Annotated in this window: 20 protein-coding genes and 1 other RNA gene; 16 read left to right on the forward strand and 5 right to left on the reverse strand. The window is 26.3% G+C overall.

The window, feature by feature from the left end; genetic code table 11:
• Position 1: 1 nt before the first annotated feature.
• On the reverse strand, positions 2-1,207 hold the full coding sequence (locus AAQM_RS05960) for an ABC transporter permease (protein ID WP_129095621.1): 1,206 nt from the start codon (positions 1,205-1,207) through the stop codon (positions 2-4).
• 1 nt (position 1,208) lies between these two features.
• Positions 1,209-3,827 (reverse strand): preprotein translocase subunit SecA, encoded by a 2,619-nt coding sequence (gene secA / locus AAQM_RS05965; RefSeq protein ID WP_129095622.1) that lies wholly within the window; start codon positions 3,825-3,827, stop codon positions 1,209-1,211.
• Positions 3,828-3,884: 57 nt separating this feature from the next.
• Between secA and lolA the strand changes: the two genes are divergently transcribed.
• The 5 genes from lolA to AAQM_RS05990 all read left to right on the forward strand — a co-directional run bounded on the left by lolA (position 3,885) and on the right by AAQM_RS05990 (position 9,878).
• Positions 3,885-4,418 (forward strand): LolA-like outer membrane lipoprotein chaperone, encoded by a 534-nt coding sequence (gene lolA / locus AAQM_RS05970; protein WP_129095623.1) that lies wholly within the window; start codon positions 3,885-3,887, stop codon positions 4,416-4,418.
• Positions 4,419-4,449: 31 nt separating this feature from the next.
• An RNA gene (gene rnpB, locus AAQM_RS05975) (RNase P RNA component class A) lies at positions 4,450-4,774 on the forward strand.
• Positions 4,775-4,814: 40 nt separating this feature from the next.
• Positions 4,815-6,263, forward strand: coding sequence for a dGTPase (gene dgt, locus AAQM_RS05980; RefSeq protein WP_129095624.1), 1,449 nt, complete (start codon positions 4,815-4,817; stop codon positions 6,261-6,263).
• Between the two features lie 87 nt (positions 6,264-6,350).
• Positions 6,351-7,307 (forward strand): substrate-binding domain-containing protein, encoded by a 957-nt coding sequence (locus AAQM_RS05985; RefSeq protein WP_129095625.1) that lies wholly within the window; start codon positions 6,351-6,353, stop codon positions 7,305-7,307.
• Complete coding sequence (locus tag AAQM_RS05990; RefSeq protein WP_129095626.1) at positions 7,308-9,878, forward strand: PAS domain-containing sensor histidine kinase; 2,571 nt, start codon at positions 7,308-7,310, stop codon at positions 9,876-9,878.
• 3 nt (positions 9,879-9,881) lie between these two features.
• Here AAQM_RS05990 and AAQM_RS05995 read toward each other — a convergent pair whose 3' ends face one another.
• Both AAQM_RS05995 and AAQM_RS06000 read right to left on the reverse strand, forming a co-directional pair.
• On the reverse strand, positions 9,882-11,060 hold the full coding sequence (locus tag AAQM_RS05995) for a glutathionylspermidine synthase family protein (protein ID WP_129095627.1): 1,179 nt from the start codon (positions 11,058-11,060) through the stop codon (positions 9,882-9,884).
• Positions 11,061-11,063: 3 nt separating this feature from the next.
• Positions 11,064-11,705 (reverse strand): UPF0323 family lipoprotein, encoded by a 642-nt coding sequence (locus AAQM_RS06000; RefSeq protein ID WP_129095628.1) that lies wholly within the window; start codon positions 11,703-11,705, stop codon positions 11,064-11,066.
• 158 nt (positions 11,706-11,863) lie between these two features.
• Between AAQM_RS06000 and AAQM_RS06005 the strand changes: the two genes are divergently transcribed.
• From AAQM_RS06005 to AAQM_RS06035, 7 genes are all read left to right on the forward strand, one after another.
• A complete protein-coding gene (locus AAQM_RS06005; protein ID WP_129095629.1) occupies positions 11,864-12,172 on the forward strand; it encodes an ArsR/SmtB family transcription factor in 309 nt (102 codons plus the stop codon).
• A gap of 60 nt (positions 12,173-12,232) precedes the next feature.
• Positions 12,233-13,483 carry an arsenic transporter gene (locus AAQM_RS06010; RefSeq protein ID WP_129095630.1) on the forward strand — a complete coding sequence of 417 codons (1,251 nt, stop codon included), beginning with the start codon at positions 12,233-12,235 and terminating at the stop codon, positions 13,481-13,483.
• A gap of 19 nt (positions 13,484-13,502) precedes the next feature.
• Positions 13,503-13,964, forward strand: coding sequence for an arsenate reductase ArsC (locus tag AAQM_RS06015; RefSeq protein ID WP_129095631.1), 462 nt, complete (start codon positions 13,503-13,505; stop codon positions 13,962-13,964).
• Between the two features lie 8 nt (positions 13,965-13,972).
• A complete protein-coding gene (chrA, locus tag AAQM_RS06020) occupies positions 13,973-15,118 on the forward strand; it encodes a chromate efflux transporter (RefSeq protein ID WP_129095632.1) in 1,146 nt (381 codons plus the stop codon).
• Positions 15,111-16,076, forward strand: coding sequence for a permease (locus tag AAQM_RS06025; protein WP_129095633.1), 966 nt, complete (start codon positions 15,111-15,113; stop codon positions 16,074-16,076). Before chrA ends, AAQM_RS06025 begins: the two co-directional genes overlap by 8 nt.
• A gap of 5 nt (positions 16,077-16,081) precedes the next feature.
• Complete coding sequence (locus AAQM_RS06030) at positions 16,082-16,315, forward strand: thioredoxin family protein (protein WP_129095634.1); 234 nt, start codon at positions 16,082-16,084, stop codon at positions 16,313-16,315.
• Between the two features lie 106 nt (positions 16,316-16,421).
• Complete coding sequence (locus tag AAQM_RS06035; protein WP_129095635.1) at positions 16,422-18,965, forward strand: methyl-accepting chemotaxis protein; 2,544 nt, start codon at positions 16,422-16,424, stop codon at positions 18,963-18,965.
• Between the two features lie 15 nt (positions 18,966-18,980).
• On the opposite strand, the gene AAQM_RS06040 is transcribed toward AAQM_RS06035, so the two are convergent.
• Positions 18,981-19,370 (reverse strand): hypothetical protein, encoded by a 390-nt coding sequence (locus AAQM_RS06040; protein ID WP_129095636.1) that lies wholly within the window; start codon positions 19,368-19,370, stop codon positions 18,981-18,983.
• A gap of 128 nt (positions 19,371-19,498) precedes the next feature.
• Between AAQM_RS06040 and AAQM_RS06045 the strand changes: the two genes are divergently transcribed.
• From AAQM_RS06045 to AAQM_RS06060, 4 genes are read left to right on the forward strand one after another with little or no spacing between them, the layout of a single operon-like run.
• A complete protein-coding gene (locus tag AAQM_RS06045; RefSeq protein WP_129095637.1) occupies positions 19,499-19,861 on the forward strand; it encodes a YbgC/FadM family acyl-CoA thioesterase in 363 nt (120 codons plus the stop codon).
• Between the two features lie 10 nt (positions 19,862-19,871).
• The gene (locus AAQM_RS06050) at positions 19,872-20,342 is read left to right on the forward strand and encodes a phospholipase D-like domain-containing protein (RefSeq protein WP_128986192.1); all 471 of its coding nucleotides are present in this window, start codon (positions 19,872-19,874) and stop codon (positions 20,340-20,342) included.
• Positions 20,343-20,399: 57 nt separating this feature from the next.
• Positions 20,400-21,623, forward strand: a complete 1,224-nt coding sequence (locus tag AAQM_RS06055; protein WP_129095638.1) for a M48 family metallopeptidase — start codon at positions 20,400-20,402, stop codon at positions 21,621-21,623.
• Positions 21,624-22,844: a DNA recombination protein RmuC gene (locus AAQM_RS06060; RefSeq protein WP_129095639.1), complete on the forward strand. Its 1,221-nt coding sequence runs from the start codon at positions 21,624-21,626 to the stop codon at positions 22,842-22,844.
• The last annotated feature ends 1 nt before the right edge of the window (position 22,845 follow it).

Below are 22,845 nucleotides of genomic sequence, written 5' to 3' on the forward strand. Positions count from 1 at the left end.
TTTATTCATTTCTTAAAACATCAATAACATCAATATTTGTAGCTTTGCTAGCTGGATAATATGATGAGATTAAAACAATAATAATAGCTCCAACAATAATAGAAATAAAATCACTCATAGCTAAATCAAGAGGTAATTTTGCACTTCCATAAACATCAGCAGGAAGAGTAACAATATCAAAGTTATCTAAAAACCAATAACCAATAAATCCTAAAATAATTCCAGTTATAATTCCTGAAAAACCTATAATTGTTCCAACTCTTAAAAATATAGATTTAATTTCTTTAGTTGAAGCACCCATTGATAAAAGTAGGGCAATCTCTTTTCTTCTACTCATAACAGTCATCAATAAAGAAGAGATAATATTTAAAGATGCAACTAAAATAATGAGCATTAAAACTATAAATAAAGCAGTTTTTTCCATTTTCATAGCAGCAAAGAAGTTACCATTTTGTTGCCACCATCCAACTATTCCTGTATTAGTTCCTTCTAATGAGATTTTTAATTTTTCAATATCAGCAAAAGCATCATCAGAGTGTATATGGATTCCATCATAAGTAAATGGTTCTTTTTTTAAAAGAGTTTGTAAAGCTTCAATTGATGTATACATATATGCTTTATCATAAGCATTTAATCCTGAAGTAAAAGATGCTATATATGTAAATCTTTTCATTTTAGGCATCATAGAAAAACCAGTAGGATTTAACTCTGTAAAATATAAAGTTGTTTTAGAACCACTATTTAAATACAATTTATCAGCAATTCCAGAACCTGTTATCACATCATATTTATTTATGAGTAAATCAGAAATAGCCTCTTTATATATTGGATTAATTGAAGCTTCTTTTTGTGGATCAACTCCAAAAATCATACCACCACTCATAACATCACCGTTTTGAATAATTGCTTGAGAAGATACAAATGGTGAAAATTTAAGTTTTGGATACTCTTTTTGAAGTTTTTCCACCAATTCTTCATTTACAGAATTTTCAAATTTTGGATAAATTGTTAGAGGATAATTCATAGTAAAAAGTTTTCTTTCAAACTCTTTTGCTGTTCCATTCATAATAGCCATTGATAGAATTAGAACCATTACTCCAATAGAAACCCCTATAAATGCTAAAATAGCACTTATAGAAATAAAAGGGTTTTTTTTATCAAATCTTAAATATTTTTTTACAATAAAATTTACTAATTTTTTATTCAAATTACTTTCCTGCAGCAAGACCAACTTTAGGTCCACTTTTACCACAACATTGTTTATATTTTAATCCACTTCCGCAAGGACAAGCTTCATTTCTAGCTATTTTTTTATCACTATTTTTTACAGCTTCTTGAGCAACATTTGTTGTTATATGTTCTGTTGAACTCTCCATTTGCTCTTTCATTTTTGCAATTGCTTCTTGCTCTTTTTGTCTATCTTCATTTGATTGAAGTTGGATTGTAAACAAAATTTTTATAATTTCATGTTTAATATTTGCTATTAGTTCAATAAACATATTATAAGACTCTTTCTTATACTCAACAAGTGGGTCTTTTTGGTTGTAACCTCTAAGTCCAATACCTGCTTTTAGCGTATCCATTGAGTATAAATGTTCTCTCCAAGCATTATCTAAAATTTGTAAATACAAAATTCTTTCAATTTCACTTTTTTGTTCAGGAGCAGCCATCGACATTTTTCTTGTATATACTTCTTTTAAGAATGAATTTAAATTCTCTTCTAAATCTTCATAAGAATCACTTTTCATATCTTCAATATCAACAAGAAGTCTTAGTTCTTCTTCAAATTTTGTTTTTATAAATTCATAATTAAAGTCTTCACTTGGCATTCCAGGAATTATATGAGCTTCAGACAATAAATTTTGAATATATTCAATTCTATTTTCATCCAATTTAGAATCGATATCATAATCAGGTCTTAATAAGTCATTTCTAAATGAATAGATTACTTTTCTTTGTTCATTTGCAACATCGTCATATTCAAGTAAGTGTTTTCTACTTTCAAAATGCATTGATTCAACTTTTTTCTGAGCATTTTCAACGGCCCTTGTAACCATTCTTGACTCAATATGTTCACCTTCTTCAATACCAAGTCTTTCCATAATACCTTTTATTTTATCACTTCCAAAAATTCTTAAAAGATTATCTTCTAAAGATAGATAAAATTGAGATTCTCCAACATCACCTTGACGTCCGGCTCTTCCTCTTAATTGATTATCAATTCTTCTAGACTCATGTCTTTCAGTTCCAATAATCGCTAATCCACCAATGTCTAAAATCTCTTGAGTAAGTTTAATATCAACTCCACGTCCTGCCATATTTGTAGCAATTGTAACTGCACCTTTTTGTCCAGCATCAGCGATAATCTTTCCTTCTTTTTCATGTTGTTTTGCATTTAAAACTGTATGAGGGATTTTTTTATCAACTAAAATTTTATGTAATTTTTCTGATTTTTCAATTGAAGCAGTTCCAACTAAAACAGGTTGCCCTTTTTCGTGTAAAACTTTTATTCTATTACAAACAGCTTCAAATTTTTCTCTTTCACTTTTATAAATTAAATCATTTTTATCTATTCTTTTAACAGGTACATTTGTAGGAATTGAAACAACATCTAATTTATAAATTTCAGCAAATTCGGTTGCTTCTGTTTGAGCAGTTCCTGTCATACCAGCTAGTTTTTTATACATTCTAAAATAGTTTTGGAATGTAATATCAGCTAAAGTTTGAGATTCATCTTGAATTGCTACACCTTCTTTTGCTTCAAGTGCTTGATGAAGACCTTCTGAAAATCTTCTTCCTTCACTCAATCTTCCTGTAAATTCATCAACAATAACTATTTGATTATCTTTTACAACATAATCAACATCTTTTACAAAAATAAAATTTGCTTTTAATGCTTGGTCAAGTGAGTGAGAAAGCATTGCATTTTCAATAGAATAAAGATTATCTACACCAAAAAGTTTTTCTGCATTTTCATGACCTTGTTCTGTCAAAATAACAGATCTATTTTTTTCGTCAACTATAAAATCACCTGTTGTCGTAGGTTTTTCAGCAGCACTTTTAGGCTCAATTAATTCACCTCTTTGTAATTTTAAAGCTATTTCATTTGCTTTAATATAATTTGCATTTTTTCTATTTGTCGGACCTGAAATAATAAGAGGAGTTCTTGCTTCATCAATTAAAATAGAGTCAACTTCATCTACGATTACGAAGTTATGTCCTCTTTGAACTTTTTCACTTATATCATAGTTCATATTATCTCTTAAATAGTCAAATCCAAACTCATTATTTGTTCCATAAGTTATGTCACAAGTATATTGTTCTCTTCTTTCAACATCATTTTTTAAACCACCAACAACAGCTCCAACACTAAAACCTAAAAAATTATATAAAGGTTTTAATTCATTTGCATCTCTACTAGCTAGATAATCATTTACAGTTACAACATGAACACCTTTTCCTGTTAATGCATTTAATGAAACAGCTAAAGAACCAACCAAAGTTTTACCTTCACCTGTTTTCATTTCAGCAATTCTTCCTTCGTGTAAAACCATTGCACCTATTAATTGTACATCATAAGGTCTCATACCTAATGCTCTTTTACTTGCTTCTCTTGTAATTGCAAAAGATTCAATTAATACATCATTTAATGATTTTTCTTCTTTTTGTACAAGCTCTTTTAGCTTATTAAATTCATTTTTTAATTCTTCATCACTTAAACTTGCATAATTACTTTCTATTGCTGTAATTGCTTCAGCTTTCTTTCTATATTTTTTTACTTCTCTATCATTTCTTGTACCAAAAATTTTTGAAAAAACATTTAACATAAAATTAGTTCCTTTTCGTTATAATCGCAAAGATTATATAAAAAAAAAGGTTAAAGTATGTTTTATAAATTGCTAATTATTTTATCGTCTATTTTTATTTATAGTTTTGCTTCAAATGATATTAAAGATTTGGATTCTTTCCAAGCTAATTTTGTTCAAAGTATAACTTCTGATTCAAAAAATGTGATTGAATATAAAGGTGAAGTTTTTATTAAAAAAAGTGGAAAAATTTTATGGAAATATAAAACACCTGTAGTAAAAAATGTTTATATTGATAATAACTATGCTTTAGTGGATGAGCCAGAACTTGAACAAGCTATATTAACTCAACTTGAAGATGAGATAAATATAATAAAATTATTGAATAGTTCAAAAAAAATAGGTGAAAATAGTTATATAACAAATATTGATGATATTGATTATTCTATAAAAACTTCAAAAAATGAAAATAAAATAGAAGAGATTAGATATAAAGATAAGCTTGAAAATAGTGTGCTTATACTTTTTTATGATACAGTACAAAATGTTGAGATTTCAGATGAAATCTTTAAATTTGAAATACCTGATTATTATGATGTTATAAGAAAATAGAGTTTAAGAATTAGTGGCTATAATTTCAACTTAGGTAAACCAGACAATAGCTTGAGTAAAATCAAGAGGAAAGTCCGGGCTGCTGTGAAGTATGGTTCCATTTAAATAATGGCTAGGGTAACCTAAGGGATAGTGCAACAGAGAGTAGACAGCCGATTTTTCGGTGATGGTGAAACGGTAGAGTAAGAGCCTACCAGCATTTTGAGTAATCTTAATGGCTTTGTAAACCCAACCTGCAGCAAGAAGACTAGGTATTTACTTCACATCTTATTGGTCTTCGCAAGACTACTAAAGTAATTTAGTAGCTAGATAAATTATTGTCCTTGACAGAACGCGGCTTACGGTTTACCTATCTTCTTCATCATTAATCAAAATAAATTTTACAAAAGAGAAAAAATGATTAATTATAAAGAAAAACTTACATTACACAGAGAATTTTATCCATCAAAAGATATTGAAACTTCAATAGAGAGTGATAGAGGTAGAATATTATCTTCATCTGCTTTTAGAAGATTACAAAAAAGAACTCAAGTTTTTGCATTAGAATTAAATGCTTCTATTCGTACAAGATTAACCCATTCAATAGAAGTTGCACAAAATGCAAGATATATTTCAAAAACAATTTTATCTTTATTAAAACAACAAAATAAATTAGAAGAGTACAATTTAATTGAACTTGAAAATGCTTTTATTTCAACAGCTGAAATGTCAAGTATTTTACATGATATTGGAAATCCACCTTTTGGGCATTTTGCAGAAGAAACTATAAATAAGTGGTTAAAAACAAACGTAATACCTATTTTTGAAAATTTAAAAAGTTCAACAAAAGAGTTGCAAGAATTAAAAAATATATTAATAAAAGATATTTGTAACTATGATGGAAATGCTCAAGCTATAAGAATTATCACAAAACTTCAAAGATTAAATCTTTCATATTCTCAAATAATATCTGTATTAAAATATACAAGAGCTGCGTATGAGGATAAGCCTTCAAATCAAGAGAGTTTAAATTATTTAAAAAAGAAACCTGGTTTTTATTTTAGTGAAAAAGAGATAATTGAAAAAATACAAAAAGAGTTAAATATAAAAAAATCTCATAGATTTCCAATTACATATATAATGGAAGCAGCTGATGATATCTCTTATTTAACAGCTGATTTAGAAGATTCCGTTGAAAAAGGTATTTTATCATTAGATGATATTTATAGAATCATTAAAAATGAATGTATAAAACAAAATGATACTTTTCTTTTACAAATAGTTGAAAAACAGTATGAAAAAGCGAAAAAAAATGAAGAACCTTATCAATTTAATATGTTCTTTACTTTTTTAAGGGTTAATCTTGTTACTAATTTTGTAAATCATGTAGCAAATATTTTTATAAATAATCACGAATCTATATTTGAAGGAAGTTTTAATTTTGCACTTTTAGAATATGACAAACAAAGTGATTATTTTAAAGCTTTACAAATTATAAAAGAGGTTTCGACTAAATATATTTATCAAAATAAAGATGTTCAAACTTTAGATTTAAAAGCATATAAAATTATTAATAGTTTATTTGATATTTATTTCCCGTTATTAAAATTAGATTCACATGATTTTGCTAAATTATTAAAAGATGAAAAAATAGATTGTTTTATTTCTAGAAGATTAATAAAAAGAGTATCTTCTAAACAAATAGTTGCATATAAAAATGAAATTGAAAAGATAGATAGGTTGAATGATGAAGAGGTTGAGATATTTGAGAGATATTATAGGACAAGATTAATAATTGATTATATAAGTGGAATGACTGATGATTATGCACTTGAAGAATATAAAATATTATTTGCTATGAATTAAAGATTTCTTATAAAGTTATTTTTTTATTAATTTTAAAAAAAAATTAGATACAATATTAAATTATAATAAATTAATATAAGGTGATTAATGAAAATTAATAAAATTATTCTTTTTCTTTTTCTTTTTTTATGTTCTTTAAATGCCAACCAATCTAATAAAAAAATAGTTTATATTGTTTCTGATTTAGAGATTCCTTTTTGGCAAATAATGTCAAAAGGTATAAAAGAAAAAGCAAATGAATTTGGATATGAAGTTGATATTTATAGTTCACAAAATTTAAAAAAAAATGAGCTTGAAAATTTAGCTATTGCCTTATCTTCAAAAATTGATGGTTTAGTCATCTCCCCAATTAACTCTTCTTCTGCTGTTACTCTTTTAGAAATAGCAAAAACAAAAAATGTTCCTGTTGTTATTGCTGATATTGGTTCAGATAGTGAAGATTATTTATCTTTTATTTCATCTGATAATCAAAATGGTGCTTATGAACTAGGAAAAATTTTAACAAAATATATGAAAGAATTAGAAATAAATAAAGAAGGAACGGTTGGAATTATTGCTATTCCTCAAAAAAGAGCAAATGGAAAAGCAAGAACTCTTGGATTTATGGAAGCTTTAAACGAAGAAAATATAAAAAGTGCTGGATTATATCAGCAAGTTGATTTTTCATATAAAGAAACATATAACTACTCAAAAAAGTTAATAGATGAAAATAAAAATTTACGTGCGATTTGGCTTCAAGGTTCTGATAAATATAAAGGTGCTTTAGATGCCATAAAAGATTCAAAAAAAGAGGGAGAAATAGCTCTTATTTGTTTTGATGCTGAACCTGAATTTTTAGAAATGATTCCAAAAGGTATTTTAATTGGTTCTGCTATGCAACAGCCGTATTTGATGGGACAAGAAGCAGTTATATCTTTAGATAACTTTTTTAATAAAAAAGAGGTTACAAAAGAGAAGAAATTACCTATTTTAGCCATTTCAAAAGATAATATTGAAGAAAAATTACAAACTATTAAATTAAATGTATTAGGAATAAAGGAATAGATGAAAAATAAAACTTTAATTTTTTCCTTTTTATTTCCTTTTTTACTTACAATAATTACAATTATGTCTGTTTATACGATTTATAACTATTTTGAGACTAAAAAAAGATTAGTAAATGATATTAATTTAAGAATGAATATTATTAGTACTCAATTAAAAGATACTCTTCCTCATTTTATAAACTCTTATGCCATCAATGAATACAAAAAATTAATTGAAAATCAAATGGAAGATAGGAATATTTTAGCAATAATTATTAAAGATTATAATTATGGGAAAATATTTGGTAAAGAGTTTATAATAAGTGGAAAAATAAGAGAAAATGAAGAAATAAAAGATTTTTATGAATCAAATAAAGAACAAAATAACTTGTTAAAAGATAAATTTTCATATATTAAAATAGATTTACACAATGATTCTGATATAAAAATAGCTCAAATAGAACTTTATAGTTCTGACAAAAAATTAAATAATAGATTAGAAGAGATAATAAAAAAGAGTTTACTTGAAATGCTTATTTTATCTTTATTTATTATTGTTTTAGTTTTTTTAATCATAAAATCTTTAATTTTAAGACCTATTTTCGATATTGTAAAAGCTATTCAAAATAATGATGAATATGGAATTCCAAAAGAAAATATTCTTCAAAATAATGTCAAAGAATTTAATGAATTATCTTTAAAAATGAATGAAATGATTTCTACTATAAAAAATTCAAGAAATAAAATTGATGAAATGAATAATAGTATGGAATTAATTTTAAGTAGTATGAATGATGGTATTTGGGATTGGAATTTAAAAACAAATAAAGTTTCTTATTCAAAACAATGGAAAAAAATTTTAGGGTTTAATGATACTGAAATTGGAAATGATTTAGCTGAGTGGGAACGAAGGATAAATCCAAAACAGTTAAAAATGGTTTGTAGTGAAATATCAAATTATTTAGAAGGGAAAAAAGATACTTATAATAATGAACATCAAGTTCTTTGTAAAGATGGTACATATAAATGGATATTAGATAGAGCAGTTATAGTTCAAAGGGATGAATTTGGAAAACCTTTACGAATGATAGGAACTCATACAGATATAACATCTATAAAAGATTTAGAAAAACAAATTATTAAAGAAAAAGATTTTATCTCAAATATTATAGATAATTCAAGTGTAATAGTAGCTATTGTTGATGATGAGGGAAGAATGTTTAAGGTTAATAAATTTGCTCAAGAGTTTACAGGTTATACACAAGAAGAGATATCAAGTGTACCATTTTTTTGGGTTAGATTCTTACCTGATTATATTCAAGATAGAATTTATGATATTATAGATGAAGCAAAAAAAGGAAATATAAAAAGATATTATAAAGCTAGTTGGTTTTCAAAAGATTCTCAAGAAAAGATATTTGAATGGTCTAATACTTTGGTAAAAAAAGAAGATGGCTCAATGGACTATCTTATTGCAATAGGAATTGATGTTACAGAAAAAGAGATTATTCAAAAGAAAATTTTGCAACAAAAAGAGGAATTAGAACTTATTTTTGACTATTCAAAAGATGGTATTGCTGTATTAGACTTAAATACAAAATTTCTAAATTTTAATAACTCTTTTTTAGATATGACAGGATTTTCTAAAGATGAATTATTAGAGAAATCAATTTTTGAATTAATAGCAAAACAAGATAATCAAAAAAACAAAAAGATAATAGAACAAATACTAGAAGAAGGTTTTATAAGTAATTATGAAGAAATTTTTGCTTTTAAAGATAAAAGAATAGTTACAAATCTAAGTATTTCATTGCTTCCAAATAAGCAAAGTTTATTGATGATAATAAAAGATGTTAGTTCTTTAAAAGTTTTACAAGAACAAGCAAAACTAGCATCTTTAGGTGAAATGATAGGAAATATTGCCCATCAATGGAGACAACCTTTAAGTTATATAAGTGTTAGTGCTAGTTCTTTAAAAGTAAAATCAGAATTTAATATGCTTACAAAAGAGGAAATTGCTGAAGTTTCAACTGCTATTGTAAAACAAACAGAATATCTTTCAAATACAATAGACAACTTTAGAGATTTCATAAAAGAAGATAAAACATATGCAAATATAAGCATTAAAGAAGTTTTAGATAATAGTTTAAATCTTGTACATGCTTCATTAAAAAACAATTTTATTAATCTTACTTTAGAACTTGATGATGATTTGATTATTTTAGGAAATAAAAATGAATTAACAGAAGCATTTTTAAATATTATTTCAAATAGTAAAGATGCTTTAAAAGAGAAAGAAGAAGAGGATAGATTTTTATTTATTAAAAGTAAAAAATTGGATGAAAATAGACTTGAATTGAAGTTTCTAGATAGTGGTGGAGGAATTGATGAATCAATAATATCAAAAGTTCTAGAACCATATTTTACAACTAAACATAAGTCACAAGGAACAGGACTTGGGCTTGCTATTGTGGATAAGATTGTAAGAGAGAGACATAAAGGAGTTATTGAAATTTACAATGAAGAATTTGCTTATAATCAAAAACAATATAAAGGAGTTTGCTTTAATATTGTTTTTGAAAAAAAATAAGAGTTATTTTACAATATGTCCTACAAATTTAGACATATTATTTAGTATTTTTCCACCTTTTCTAAAGCCTAAACCACAAGCTTCATAAGCATAAAAAACTCCAGCTTGATATGAGTTTCCATTTGAATCTTTTGGAAATTCTACATACTCTTGATAAACAGCTTTATGACCTTCATATTCACCATTTGTTTCTTCTTCTATACTTTGGTCTGCATTTATAATTTTTACATTTGCACCTTCTCTTCCAAAGCATCTTTTTTCAACTTGTTTTTTACCAACTAATGGCTCAAAAGAAGTCTCTAAAAGTAGGGGATGATTAGGATATAAATCCCATAGAATCTTCATAAAACCTTTTGATTGAAACATCAAAGTATAAGCTGGATTAAAAATAATTGCTTTTTTTTCTTTAATAATTTCTGTCAGGATTAAAGCTAATTCACTCTCTTCAATAGCTATATTTTCCCAAGGAATAAGTTTAAACCAAAACTCAAAAAGTTCGTCATCTTTAAAAATTCCATCATCACTAAATTGAACATTTTCAATAAATTCAAAATCAGTATTGAATCCAGCTTCACTTGCAATATGTTCTAAAAGTTTTGTTGTATTTATATCTTCAGATGAACTTGAAATTGAAGAAAATAATATTTTCCATCCAAGATTTGAGTAATATTCTTCAAATTTTTCAATGTCTGAATCTAATGTGATGATTCTTTTAAAATTATCTTTTAATGCTTCATATAAATTATTAAATTGACTCATCTCATCTAAACCATTTGCTTTTAGCATTGCCCATTGAATAATAGCTGTTTCAAAAAGTGAAGTTGGAGTATCTGCATTAAATTCGATTAGTTTTATAGGTTTTCCATCAATTCCACCTGCTAAATCAAATCTTGAATATAAATGCCAATGAACATCATTTTCCCAAGATTCTTTGATTATTTCAACTAAATTAAAAGGGATATTTAACTCATGAAACAAATCATTATCAATTACATATTGTCCAGCTTCAGCAAACATATCATAAAGTTCATTTGTGGCTTCATAATAAGCATTCGCTTCATCTTCACTTACTACAACTATTTCATCACTAACATAAGATGAATTGTCACTATCTGTATGCCAAACAAATCCTATAGATTCTAAATATGCATCATTTAATGGTTTTATTTTTTCTAATTTCATTTATTAGCTCCCAAAACTTGAAGATGTAGATTTTGATGTAGAAGAACTATTTCCTCCCATAAATCCACTTTTTTTAGTTGAGTTATTTGTTCCAGTTGTTGCTGGTGCTTTATTAAATGAGCTTTGAGATTTACTATATGTTTGAGGTGATTTATATTGTGCTTGTCTTTGATTTTGAAAATTTTGATTATTAAATAGTTTATTTCCAAGCCAAGAACCAATCATTGCACCTGCAATTGATGATAATAAAACTCCTCCAAGTCCCATTCCTCCACTTGACATTTCTGGATTTGTAAGAGCTGAAGTACCAGCATCAATCTTAGCTTCTTCTTCTTTTACTAGTTTATCTATCTCTTCTTGAGTTAAAATTCTTTCACTACCATCTGGTTTTCTTAAAACTATAGTTGTTTTTGAAGCAGGAAATTCATCTGCTATTGAGTATTTACCGTCTGCTGATTCTTCTATAATTACAAAAGCATCTTGTTTTTGACTTGCATTTGTAAAAGCATCACTTTGCCCTTGATTTTGGTTTTGATTGTTGTTTGAACTATCGCCACAACCTGTAAGTCCTACAACTAAAAGAGCACCAAGTCCTCCAACCATTGCATAATCTGATATTTTTTTTATGTGATTTCTCTTTTTCAAAATAAATAATCCTTTTATACTTCTATTTAATTTTTTATATGGTACTTAATTCTTTCTATAAATTAGATGAAAGAAAATGAATTAATATATCAATATATCTTGATGTATTAATTGTTATTATGCTACAATTTTCAAATCAAAAGAGATTGAGGTATATAATGGATATTTTTCTAAAAACAGTAAGTGCATTAAATGATGAAACAAGAGTAAAAATAATCAAATTTTTGAATATTTATGGGAAATGCTGTGTTTGTGATTTAGAAAATTCTTTTGATATGATTCAATCAAGACTTTCAAGACATCTAAAAATTTTAAAAGAAGCTGGATTTTTAAAAGTTGAAAGAACTGGAAGATGGGCTTATTATAGTATTAGAACACCTTTGGATGAATTTAGATTAAGTGCTATAAAAGAGATTATGACACTTGATATAGATTTACCTCAGTTAAAAAAATCTTGTGAGAGTTGAATTTTTTGGTTTTAAATATATCAATAAATCTTGATATGCTTATATAATAAAAGGAGTAAAATGTTAGTTGCTAGTTTAATTTTTTTAGTAACTTTGATTTTTGTAATTTGGCAACCAAAGGGCTTACAAATAGGAACAACTGCTGTAATTGGAGCAATTATTGCTTTACTTATTGGAGTTGTTAGTTTAAATGATGTTTTAGTTGTAAGTAATATAGTTTGGGATGCCACTTTAGCATTTATTGGAATTATAATTTTATCAATGGTTTTAGATGAAATTGGTTTTTTTGAGTGGTGTGCTTTAAAAATGGCAAAGTTTTCAAATGGAAATGGATTAAAAATGTTTATTTATTCTATTTTATTGGGGGCATTTGTTTCAGCTCTTTTTGCAAATGATGGAGCAGCGCTTATTTTAACACCTATTTTATTAGCAAAAATGAGAATTTTACAACTAAATTTAAAAACAATTGTAGCTTTTTTATTAGCTGGAGGATTTATAAGTGATAGTGCCTCACTTCCTTTTGTATTTTCAAACCTTACAAATATAGTAACTGCTAATTATTTTGATATTGGATTTGCTCAATATTTCTTTGATATGTTAGTTCCTTTTATTGTGAGTGCTATTGCTTCAATTATTTTTTTATGGTTAATTTTAGGGAAAGATATTCCAAAAACTGTTGATATAACTCTTCTAAAAGAGCCAAAAAGTGCCATTAAAAATATGAAATTATTCTATTTTTCTTGGATATTTTTAGGGATTTTATTAGTAGGTTATTTTGTGGGAGATATTTATGGTTTACCAGTTTCTTTATTTGCTTTGGGTGGGGCAACTATTTTTTTAATTATTGCAACACTATCAAAAGCTGTAAAACCAATACACATTATAAAAGAAGCTCCTTGGCAAGTTGTGTGGTTTAGTATAGGGCTTTACATTGTAGTTTATGGACTTAAAAATGCAGGATTAACTGATTATTTAACTATTATTTTAAAAGATTTAAGTTTAAGAAGTGACACCATTGCAGTAATAGGTACTGGATTTATAGCAGCATTTTTAAGTGCAATTATGAACAATATGCCAACAATTATGATTATGGATATAGCTTTACATGATATTGGAAATCAAGCAATGATTTATGCAAATATCGTTGGATGTAACCTTGGACCCAAAATGACACCATTTGGTAGCCTAGCTACGCTATTATGGCTTCATGTTTTAGCAAAAAAAGGTGTAAAAATCTCATTTGCTCAATACAGTAAATTTGGTTTGATTATCACACCACCAGTACTATTTATAGTACTTTTAGCAATTTAATTTTATTTAGGAGAAAAATTTGAAAACAAAAGTTTTATTCGTATGTAGTGCAAACACAACAAGAAGTCAAATAGCAGAAGCCTTGCTTAAAAAATATGGAGGAGAAGATTTTGAAGCAAATAGTGCTGGAATAAATCCCGGGGTTTTAAATCCATTGGCTGTTGAAGTGTTAAAAGAAGATGAAAATATGGATATTTCATCATATACTACAAATAAAGTATTAGATTATTACAAAGAAGGAAAACATTATCACTATGTAATTACTGTTTGTGATGAAGCTTCAAAAGAACCTTGTCCAGTTTTTCCTAGTCTTGATGGAGTTTTACATTGGAATATTACAAGTCCTGCGTGTGATGGAACTAATGAAGAGAAAAAAGCAAAAATCAAAGTTTCAAAAGAAGAGATAAAAACAAATATTTTAAAATTTATTGAACTTGTAAAAGATGAACATATAAAAACAGGTTTTCCACCGGAGTGGTAAAAACAAATATGATAAATATATCTATTTTTTGGCATTTTTTTATTTTAGGTCTTTTTAGTTTTGGAGGACCAATAGCTCATATTGGCTATTTTAGAAAAAAATTTGTTGAAGAATTAAAATGGCTAAGTGATGAAGAATTTTCTAAAATCGTAGCACTTAGCCAGTTTTTACCAGGACCGAGCTCATCACAAGTTGGTTTTACAATAGGATTAAATAAAGGCGGAATTTTTGGTGCGATATTGGCTTTTATTGCATTTACAACTCCTTCTTTTTTACTTTTATATTTAGCTGCAACTTTTCAAAATGCTTATGAAAACAGTAGTGTGATTTATGCTTTGATGAGTGGATTAAAACTTTTTGCTGTGGTAATTGTGGCTGATGCAACTTTTAGTATGTTTAAGACACTTTGTAAAACTACATTAAGTAAAATAATTTTTGTTTTTGCAACACTATTTTTGATTTTTAATCAAAGTTTTTTTAGTCAAATTTTAGTTTTAGTGGTTTCAGGTTTAGTTGCACTATTTTTTATAAAAGAGAAAAATGAAACTAAAATGAGATATGAAAAACCTTATATTTTGCCTTTAGTTATTTTTTTGATTTTATTGATATTTTTGCCATTTTTTGCAAATCAAGATAAATTATTAAGTCTGTTTAACTCTTTTTATCAAGTTGGAAGTTTGGTTTTTGGAGGAGGGCATGTTGTTCTTCCTTTAATTAAAAGTAACATAAATATTGATGAAAATAGTTTTTTAGTTGCTTACTCACTAGCTCAAGCAGTTCCTGGACCTATGTTTACTATTGCTTCATATATTGGAGTTGTGGCTTTAGAAGAATCACCATTTTTAGGTGCTGTTGTTGCTACATTTGCCATTTTTTTACCAGGATTTCTTTTGATTTTAGCTTTTTATAAAAGTTTTGAAAGTTACTCAAAAAATCCTACTATTTCAAAAATAGTTACAGGAATTAATGCAAGTGTTGTTGCTATTTTATTTAGTGTTTTACTTACAATAGTTATTCCAAGTGGAATTATAAATATTTATGATTTGATTTTTGCAATACTTGGATTTTTTATGATTAGAAAATTTAAAATATCCATATTACTTTTGATTTTGTTTTATTGTGGATATGGATTTATAGGAAGTTTGTATGTTTGATTGGTTAGTTAATTTAAGTGCGATATTTGTATTTGATAATTTAGGACTTGAAAAAGGAAGCCATTTAGGTGAGGCTTTACACTTTTTTATTTATGACACTATAAAAATATTTATACTTTTAGTAACAATTATTTTTTTAGTTACATTTTTACGAAGTTATTTTCCTGTTGAAAAAATAAGAGATTATTTAGTTGGAAAACATAAACTTATAGGACATATTTTTGCAGCATTTTTTGGTATTTTGACACCTTTTTGTTCTTGTAGTGCAATTCCACTTTTTTTAGGTTTTTTACAAGCTAGAATTCCTTTGGGAGTTACTTTTTCATATTTGATATCAGCACCACTTAGTGATGCAGTTGTAATTGCACTGTTATTTTCACTTTTTGGTTGGAAAATTACTCTGCTTTATATAGGTTTTGCTTTATTAATAGCAATAATTGCAGGGTTAGTAATAGGAGCTATGAATTTAGAAAAGGAGGTTTTAATAGAAGTAAAACCTCTAAATAGTTGTTGTGGTACTTTAAATGAAGATAAAACTTTAATATCTGTAAGATTAAAAGAATCGTGGGAATATACAAAAGATATATTTAAAAAAATATATTTATATGTAATTGTTGGTATTGCAATTGGAGCATTTATTCATGGATATATTCCAGCTGAATTTATAAGTAAATATGCAGGTGGAGATGTTTGGTATGCACCAATAGTTGCAGTTTTTATGGGAATTCCGATGTATTCAAATGCAGCTGGAATTTTACCACTTGTGGAAGTTTTAACACAAAAAGGAATGTTACTTGGAACTGCGCTATCATTTATGATGGCAGTTGTAGCTTTGAGTCTTCCTGAAGCCTTGATATTAAAAAGAGTTTTAAGCTTAAAACTTATCTCTATATTTTTTGGAACAGTTGGATTTGCTATACTTCTAACAGGGTATATATTTAATTATTTAATAGGATAGAAAAAATGAAAATAGAAATTTTAGGTACAGGTTGTACAAAGTGCAAAAACCTTGAAGAAAATACAAAACAAGCAGTTGCAAAAATTGGTGGATTTCATGAAGTTAAAAAAGTAGAAGATATAGTTGAAATTATGAATTATGGTGTTATGAGTACACCTGCACTTGTAGTCGATGGAGTTGTAAAAAGTACAGGAAAACTTTTAGGTGTAGAAGAGATAATAGTTTTACTTAAAAATTAAAAAATCTTATCTTACTATTATTCAAATAAAATTATTTTTATTGATATTTAATCTATTTTAATTATATTTTAAATAGAATATAAGTTACTTTCTTAAAAGGATTAATATGCAAGACTTGAGTATCAGTAAAAAGTTTACTTTAACTAATGTTATTGTTACATTATTAGTTTTAGTTATAGGCTATTTTATATTAAATAAATATAAAAATGATTTAGCTACTGAAGTACATGATAATGTAATTATTAAATTAAACTCTTTGAGTAATTTGAAATTAGAGGGAAAACTAGAAGTAGGTATTTCAAATGCTATTTCTATTTCAAATGATTCTTCTATAAAAGAGGCTTTAGCTAAAAATGATAGAGAATTAGCGATTAAAACACTGGCTAATTTATCTAAAAGTATGAAAGAGTCAACACCATTTCAGAACATTCAAGTTCATCTACATACTAAAGATAATAAATCTTTTTTGAGGTCATGGCAACCTAAAAAATTTGGTGATGATTTAAGTTCTTTTAGAGCAAGTGTTGTAAAAGTAAATAGTGATAAAATTGCTATTAATGGGTTTGAAGTTGGAAATGCAGGACTTAGTATAAGATCAGTTGTTCCTATTTTTGATGAAGCTAAAAACCATGTAGGTTCTTTAGAATTTATGCAAGGTGTAAATTCTGTTGCAAGCTCTTTTGATGCTGAAAATAAAGCGTTTTTATTGCTTATGGATAAATCTTTAGCAACAGTTGCAATTAAAGAAGAAGATGTTTTAAATAAGTATTTAATTTCTCAAAAGTTTATTAATAAAGATTTTTTAGAAGATGCTAAAAAAATAAACTTTGATAAACTTTTAAATGATAAATTTTTAATAACAAATAAGTATTTTTATACATATAGTGATATTACAGATTTTGCTGGTAAAAAACTCGGTATTGCATTAGTTGCTGAGCCTATAGAAGTTGTTAATACAGCAATTGAACATGCTTCATATATTATTTGGGTTGCTTTGATTATTTTAGTTGTTGCTTTAATGATTACTATGATTATCTCTTTAGTTAATATGAAAAAAAATATTTTAACTCCAATATTTAATCTTAAAAATTCAATTGATGCAATTAGTTCTAATAACTCTTCAGAAACTTCAAAAATAGAAGTGAAATCTCATGATGAAATCGGTGAAGTTGTTCATAGTTTCAATAATTATTTAGATTCAATTCAAAAAGGAATTATCCAAGATCAAATTGTAATTGAAGAATCAAGAGCAATTATTTCAAAAGTAAATGCTGGATTATTAAATGATAGAATTAAAGGAAAAGCACATTCTATTGGAGTTTCTTCTTTAGTTGATGAAATAAATAAAATGATAGAGAGAATGCAAAAAAATCTTACTATTTTAAGTGAGTCTTTAGTTGCTCTTTCAAATGCAAAATATGATTATAAAATTCCACATATTGAAAATCTAACAGGTATGATAGCTTCTTTATTAAGTGGAGCAAAAGTTACTCAATCATCAATTAATGAAATAATGTGTTTAATTGAAAAATCAAACAATGAATTATCTTTAAGTTCAACAGAGTTAGCAAGTGCTTCAAAAAAATTAAGTGATTCTTCAAATACTCAAGCAGCATCACTTGAAGAGACAGCAGCAGCAATTGAAGAAATTTCAGCAACAGTTTCAAGAAGTAGTGAAAATGCTATAAAAATGGCTCAATATGCACAAAATGTTACAAAATCTAGTGATGTTGGAAAAGAATTAGCACATAAAACAGCAATTTCTATGGAAGAGATAAATACACAAGTTTTAGCTATTAATGAAGCTATTTCTGTTATTGATCAAATTGCATTCCAAACAAATATTTTATCTTTAAATGCAGCTGTTGAAGCTGCAACTGCTGGTGAAGCAGGACGAGGATTTGCTGTTGTTGCAGCAGAAGTAAGAAATCTTGCAAGTAGAAGTGCTGAAGCAGCAAATGAAATAAAGAATATTGTATTAAATGCTACTACAAAAGCAAAAGAAGGACAAGATATTACTTCAAAAATGATTGATGGATACAATGACTTAAATGAAAATATTGTAGTTACAATAAAATTAATTGAAGATGTTGCAAGTGCTTCTAAAGAGCAACAAATGGCAATGGCTCAAATTAATGATACAGTTAATTCACTTGATCAAGCTACTCAACAAAATGCAGCTTTAGCTTCAACTATAAATGATATGGCAGTTAAAACTTCGAATTTAGTTGTTCAATTAGAGAATACTATAAATCAAACAAGTTTTGATAGAAATGCACATAAAAGAGTTTGTGATACAAGTTTAATTATTGATATTAATAAATTAAAATCAGACCATATAAACTTCAAAAATACAAATTTTGCACAATGTAAAGAAGGTTTTAAATTTACAGTAAAAAATCACCACGAATGTAACTTAGGTAAATGGATAGATTCAAATGAAGATAAATTATTTGCTAAAACAAAAGAGTGGAGTGATTTAAAAGATGCTCATAAAAAAGTACATGATTTAGTTCAAAATACAGTAAATTTATATGCAGAAAAAAGTGAAAATGCACCAATATTATCTACAACTAAAGAGATTGAAGACAATATAGAAGTTGTTTTTGATTTATTAAATAAAGTTAGAGAAATTAATTGTGGAAATTAAAAATATAAAGTTTATTTAATCACTAAAAGAAGCAAAAGCACCTTCAACACTAGGAATAGTTTTGTAGTGTGTTTTTGTTAATCTTACATTTTTTGTTTTTAAATCACATATTGCAATTCTAAAATTAGCTCCCATAACTGGCTCTACAACACAAACAATTTTATCTTCAATTTGTCTTGTTACATAAATAGTACCTTGCAAAGTTGGGAAAAAATATTTTGGATAACTTAAAGGAGTTATTTCTACAATATCAATGTTTTCTTGGTTTTCAAGAGTTTGCATTATATCCATAGCATCTTCATAACTTTCAAATTGAATACACCAGTCATCAAATTTTTTATTGAAATGATGTAAGTCTTCATCCAAAAAACCACCTGCTATTGATTGTAAAGCAAAAATAGACACAAAAAACACCTTTTATTATATAGGATTTTAAAAATTGATTTTAACATATAATTAATAAGAAAATTAACATCCTCTTTACACTTAAGAGTGTAAAATAGGCTAAATATTAGATATTATGGGGTTTTTTGATGAGAACAAGAGTCTATTATGAAGATACAGATTGTGGTGGAGTGGTTTATCACTCAAATTATTTAAACTTTTGTGAGCGAGCAAGAAGTGAGTTATTTTTTCAAAAAGGTTTATCTCCACACAATAATGATGAATTTTTTGTAGTTAGAAGTGCAAACGTTGATTGGATAAAATCGGCTATTTTTGGAGATGTTTTAGAAATTACTACAAAACTTATAGAGAAAAAATCAGCTTCAATTATCATGTATCAAGAGATAAAAAGAGATGATGAAGTTCTATTTAAGGCTACTTTTAAACTGGCTTTTTTAAAAAACTTTAAACCTACAAAAATTCCTTTGGAAATTTTTGAAATATTAAACTAAGGAAAAAATAGTGTTTAAACAATTACTTATCTCTTTTTTATTTGTTATAAATTTATATTCAAATGATGTTTTTTTACTGCCAAATGATTCAAAAGAGGCTCAAAACAAGATTAGTTCTTTGATTTTAGAAGCAAAATCAGAAATTTTTATAGCAATGTACAATTTTTCATATAATAAATTTGCAAATGATTTGATAAAAGCATCAAAAAATGGAGTGAAAATCACTGTTTTATTTGATAAAGAAAAAACAAATAAAGATGATGAAATTTTAGATTTATTAAAAAATAGTGGCATTAAAACTATTGTAAATAAAGATAAAAATAAAATGCATCTAAAAGTTGCTTTAATTGATTCCAAAATTGCAATTGTTGGAAGCACAAATTGGACAAAAAAATCTTTTGAAGAAAATTATGATTTGATTTTAATAAGTGAAGAGAAAAAACTTTTAGAGAAATTAATAGCCTTTAAAAATGGCATTTAATTGCTTAAAAGTAATAAAATAGTATCATATTGATAAAAATTATTAAAAAGGATTTTAATGCTAGAGATATTTGTTATAGCATTTTGCTTATATTTTGCATTCAATATTTATACTTCTTTTATGCAAATTGGATATGTTAAGGAAGCAAAAAAATTAAAAGCTATTATTTTAGATTCATCAAAATATGAAGAAGCAGCTAATTATTCTATAGAAAAAGAGAAATTAGCAATAGTTTCATCATTTTACGATTTTATTTTATTTATTTTATGGATAGGTTTTGGATTATCTTATTTGGATTCATTAATTCAAATAGAGTCATTTTGGTTAAAAGCTGTTATTTTTGTAGATTTATTCATTATTATAAATTGGATTTTAACTTTACCATTTGAGCTTTATTCAACTTTTAAATTAAATAAAAAATATGGTTTTTCAAATATGGCACCAGCACTTTTTATAAAAGATACTATGAAAACTGGATTTTTATTTTTAGTTTTTGGTTCACTTGTAATTGCTGGAATTTCATTTATCATAAATAGTTTTTCTTCTTGGTGGATTTGGGGATTTGCTTTTATTTTTGCTGTAATTATTTTAATAAATATGCTTTATCCAGTGATTAGAGATAAAATGTTTGATAAGTTCGAAAAACTAAAAGATAAAGATTTAGAAGTAAAAATCGAAAATCTTTTAAATGAAGTTGGATTCAAAAGTAGTGGAGTTTTTAGTGTTGATGCAAGTAAAAGAGATAATCGATTAAATGCTTATTTTGGTGGATTAGGTGCAACTAAAAGAGTAGTTTTATTTGATACTTTAGTTGAAAAATTAACACACAATGAATTACTTGCTGTTTTAGGACATGAATTAGGACACTTTAAAAATGGTGATATTGTAAAAAATATTGGAATTATGGGTGTTGTTATGTTTGTATTTTTTGCAATTTTTGGAAATTTACCAGATGAATTGTTTTTAGGATTATCACTAAATAATGAACCTTATGCAATTATCACAGTTTTTATGATATTTTCTCCGATTTTATCATTTTTCTTAATGCCTCTAATTTCTATGATTTCAAGACATAATGAATATGCAGCTGATGATTTTGGTTCAAATTTACAATCAAAAGAAGATTTAGTAAGTGCGTTGTTAAAACTTGCAAATGAAAATAAATCATTTCCTTTATCGCACCCTTTATATATTTTCTTTTATTACTCTCATCCACCTTTGGTTGAAAGATTTAAAGAATTAGGTTACGATGTGAAAACTATGGAATTCAAAGAAAAGTAGATGATTGAGATAAATTATCTACTTTTAATTGCTATTTTTTTCTTTTTATTTGTTTTTTTTGCTTTTATTATCTATTTTATAAAACAAAAGTATGAAAATCAGATTTTAAGTATAGAAAAATACTATGAATTAAAATTTGCAAATTTAAAAGAGTTATCAAGAACAAAAGAAGAAAATTTTAATGAAAAAATTACTCTTTTGGAAGATTCAAAAAAAGAGTTAAAACTAGAGTTTGAAAATCTTGCAAATAGACTTTTTGAAGAGAATCAGAAAAAATCCAATATCAATCTAACTCAAGTTTTAAGCTCATTTAAAGATCAATTAGACTCTTTTGGAAAAAGAGTCAATGATATTCATAATGAAGAGACAAAACAAAGAATTTCTTTATTAACTGAGATAAAAAACTTAAAAGAGTTAAACAATCAAATTTCAACAGATGCTATAAATTTAACAAAAGCTTTAAAAGGACAAAATAAAACACAAGGTGATTGGGGAGAGATGATACTCTCTTCTATATTAGAGCAAACAGGTTTAAGAGAAGGGAAAGAGTATAGTGTGCAAGGCTCTTTTACTGATGATAAAGGTAAAAAATTAAGACCTGATGTTATAGTTCATCTACCTTCAAATAAGGATATTATTATTGATTCAAAAGTATCTTTAAGTGCTTATATAAATTATTGTAAAACTGAAAATGAAGAACAAAAACAACTTGCTTCAAAAGAGTTGGTAAAATCAATAACTTCACATATAAAAGGTTTGAGTTCAAAAAGATATGAAAATATAAAAGGTGTTAGAACTTTAGATTTTGTATTGATGTTTATACCTGTTGAGGGTGCTTATATACTTGCAACTTCAAGTGATGATAATATTTTTAAATTAGCTTTTGAAAATAATATTATGTTAGTCTCTCCTTCAACTTTATATGTGACATTAAGAACTATAGAGAATATTTGGCGTAATGAACATCAAAATGAAAATGCACTTTTAATCTCAAAAAAAGCTGCTGATTTATATGATAAATTCGCTGCTTTTGTAGCTGATATTGAAGATATAGGTTTAAATATAAATAGAACTCAAAAAGCTTATGATAATGCTATAAATAAACTTAGTGTTGGAAATGGAAATCTTATAAGAAGAGCTGAAGAGTTTTTGTATTTGGGTGTAAAACCTAAAAAAGAGATTTCGAATAAATTATCAAATAATAAAAATATAGAGGAATAGA

Origin of the sequence: Arcobacter aquimarinus (assembly GCF_013177635.1) — a bacterium.
Lineage (GTDB): Bacteria > Campylobacterota > Campylobacteria > Campylobacterales > Arcobacteraceae > Aliarcobacter > Aliarcobacter aquimarinus.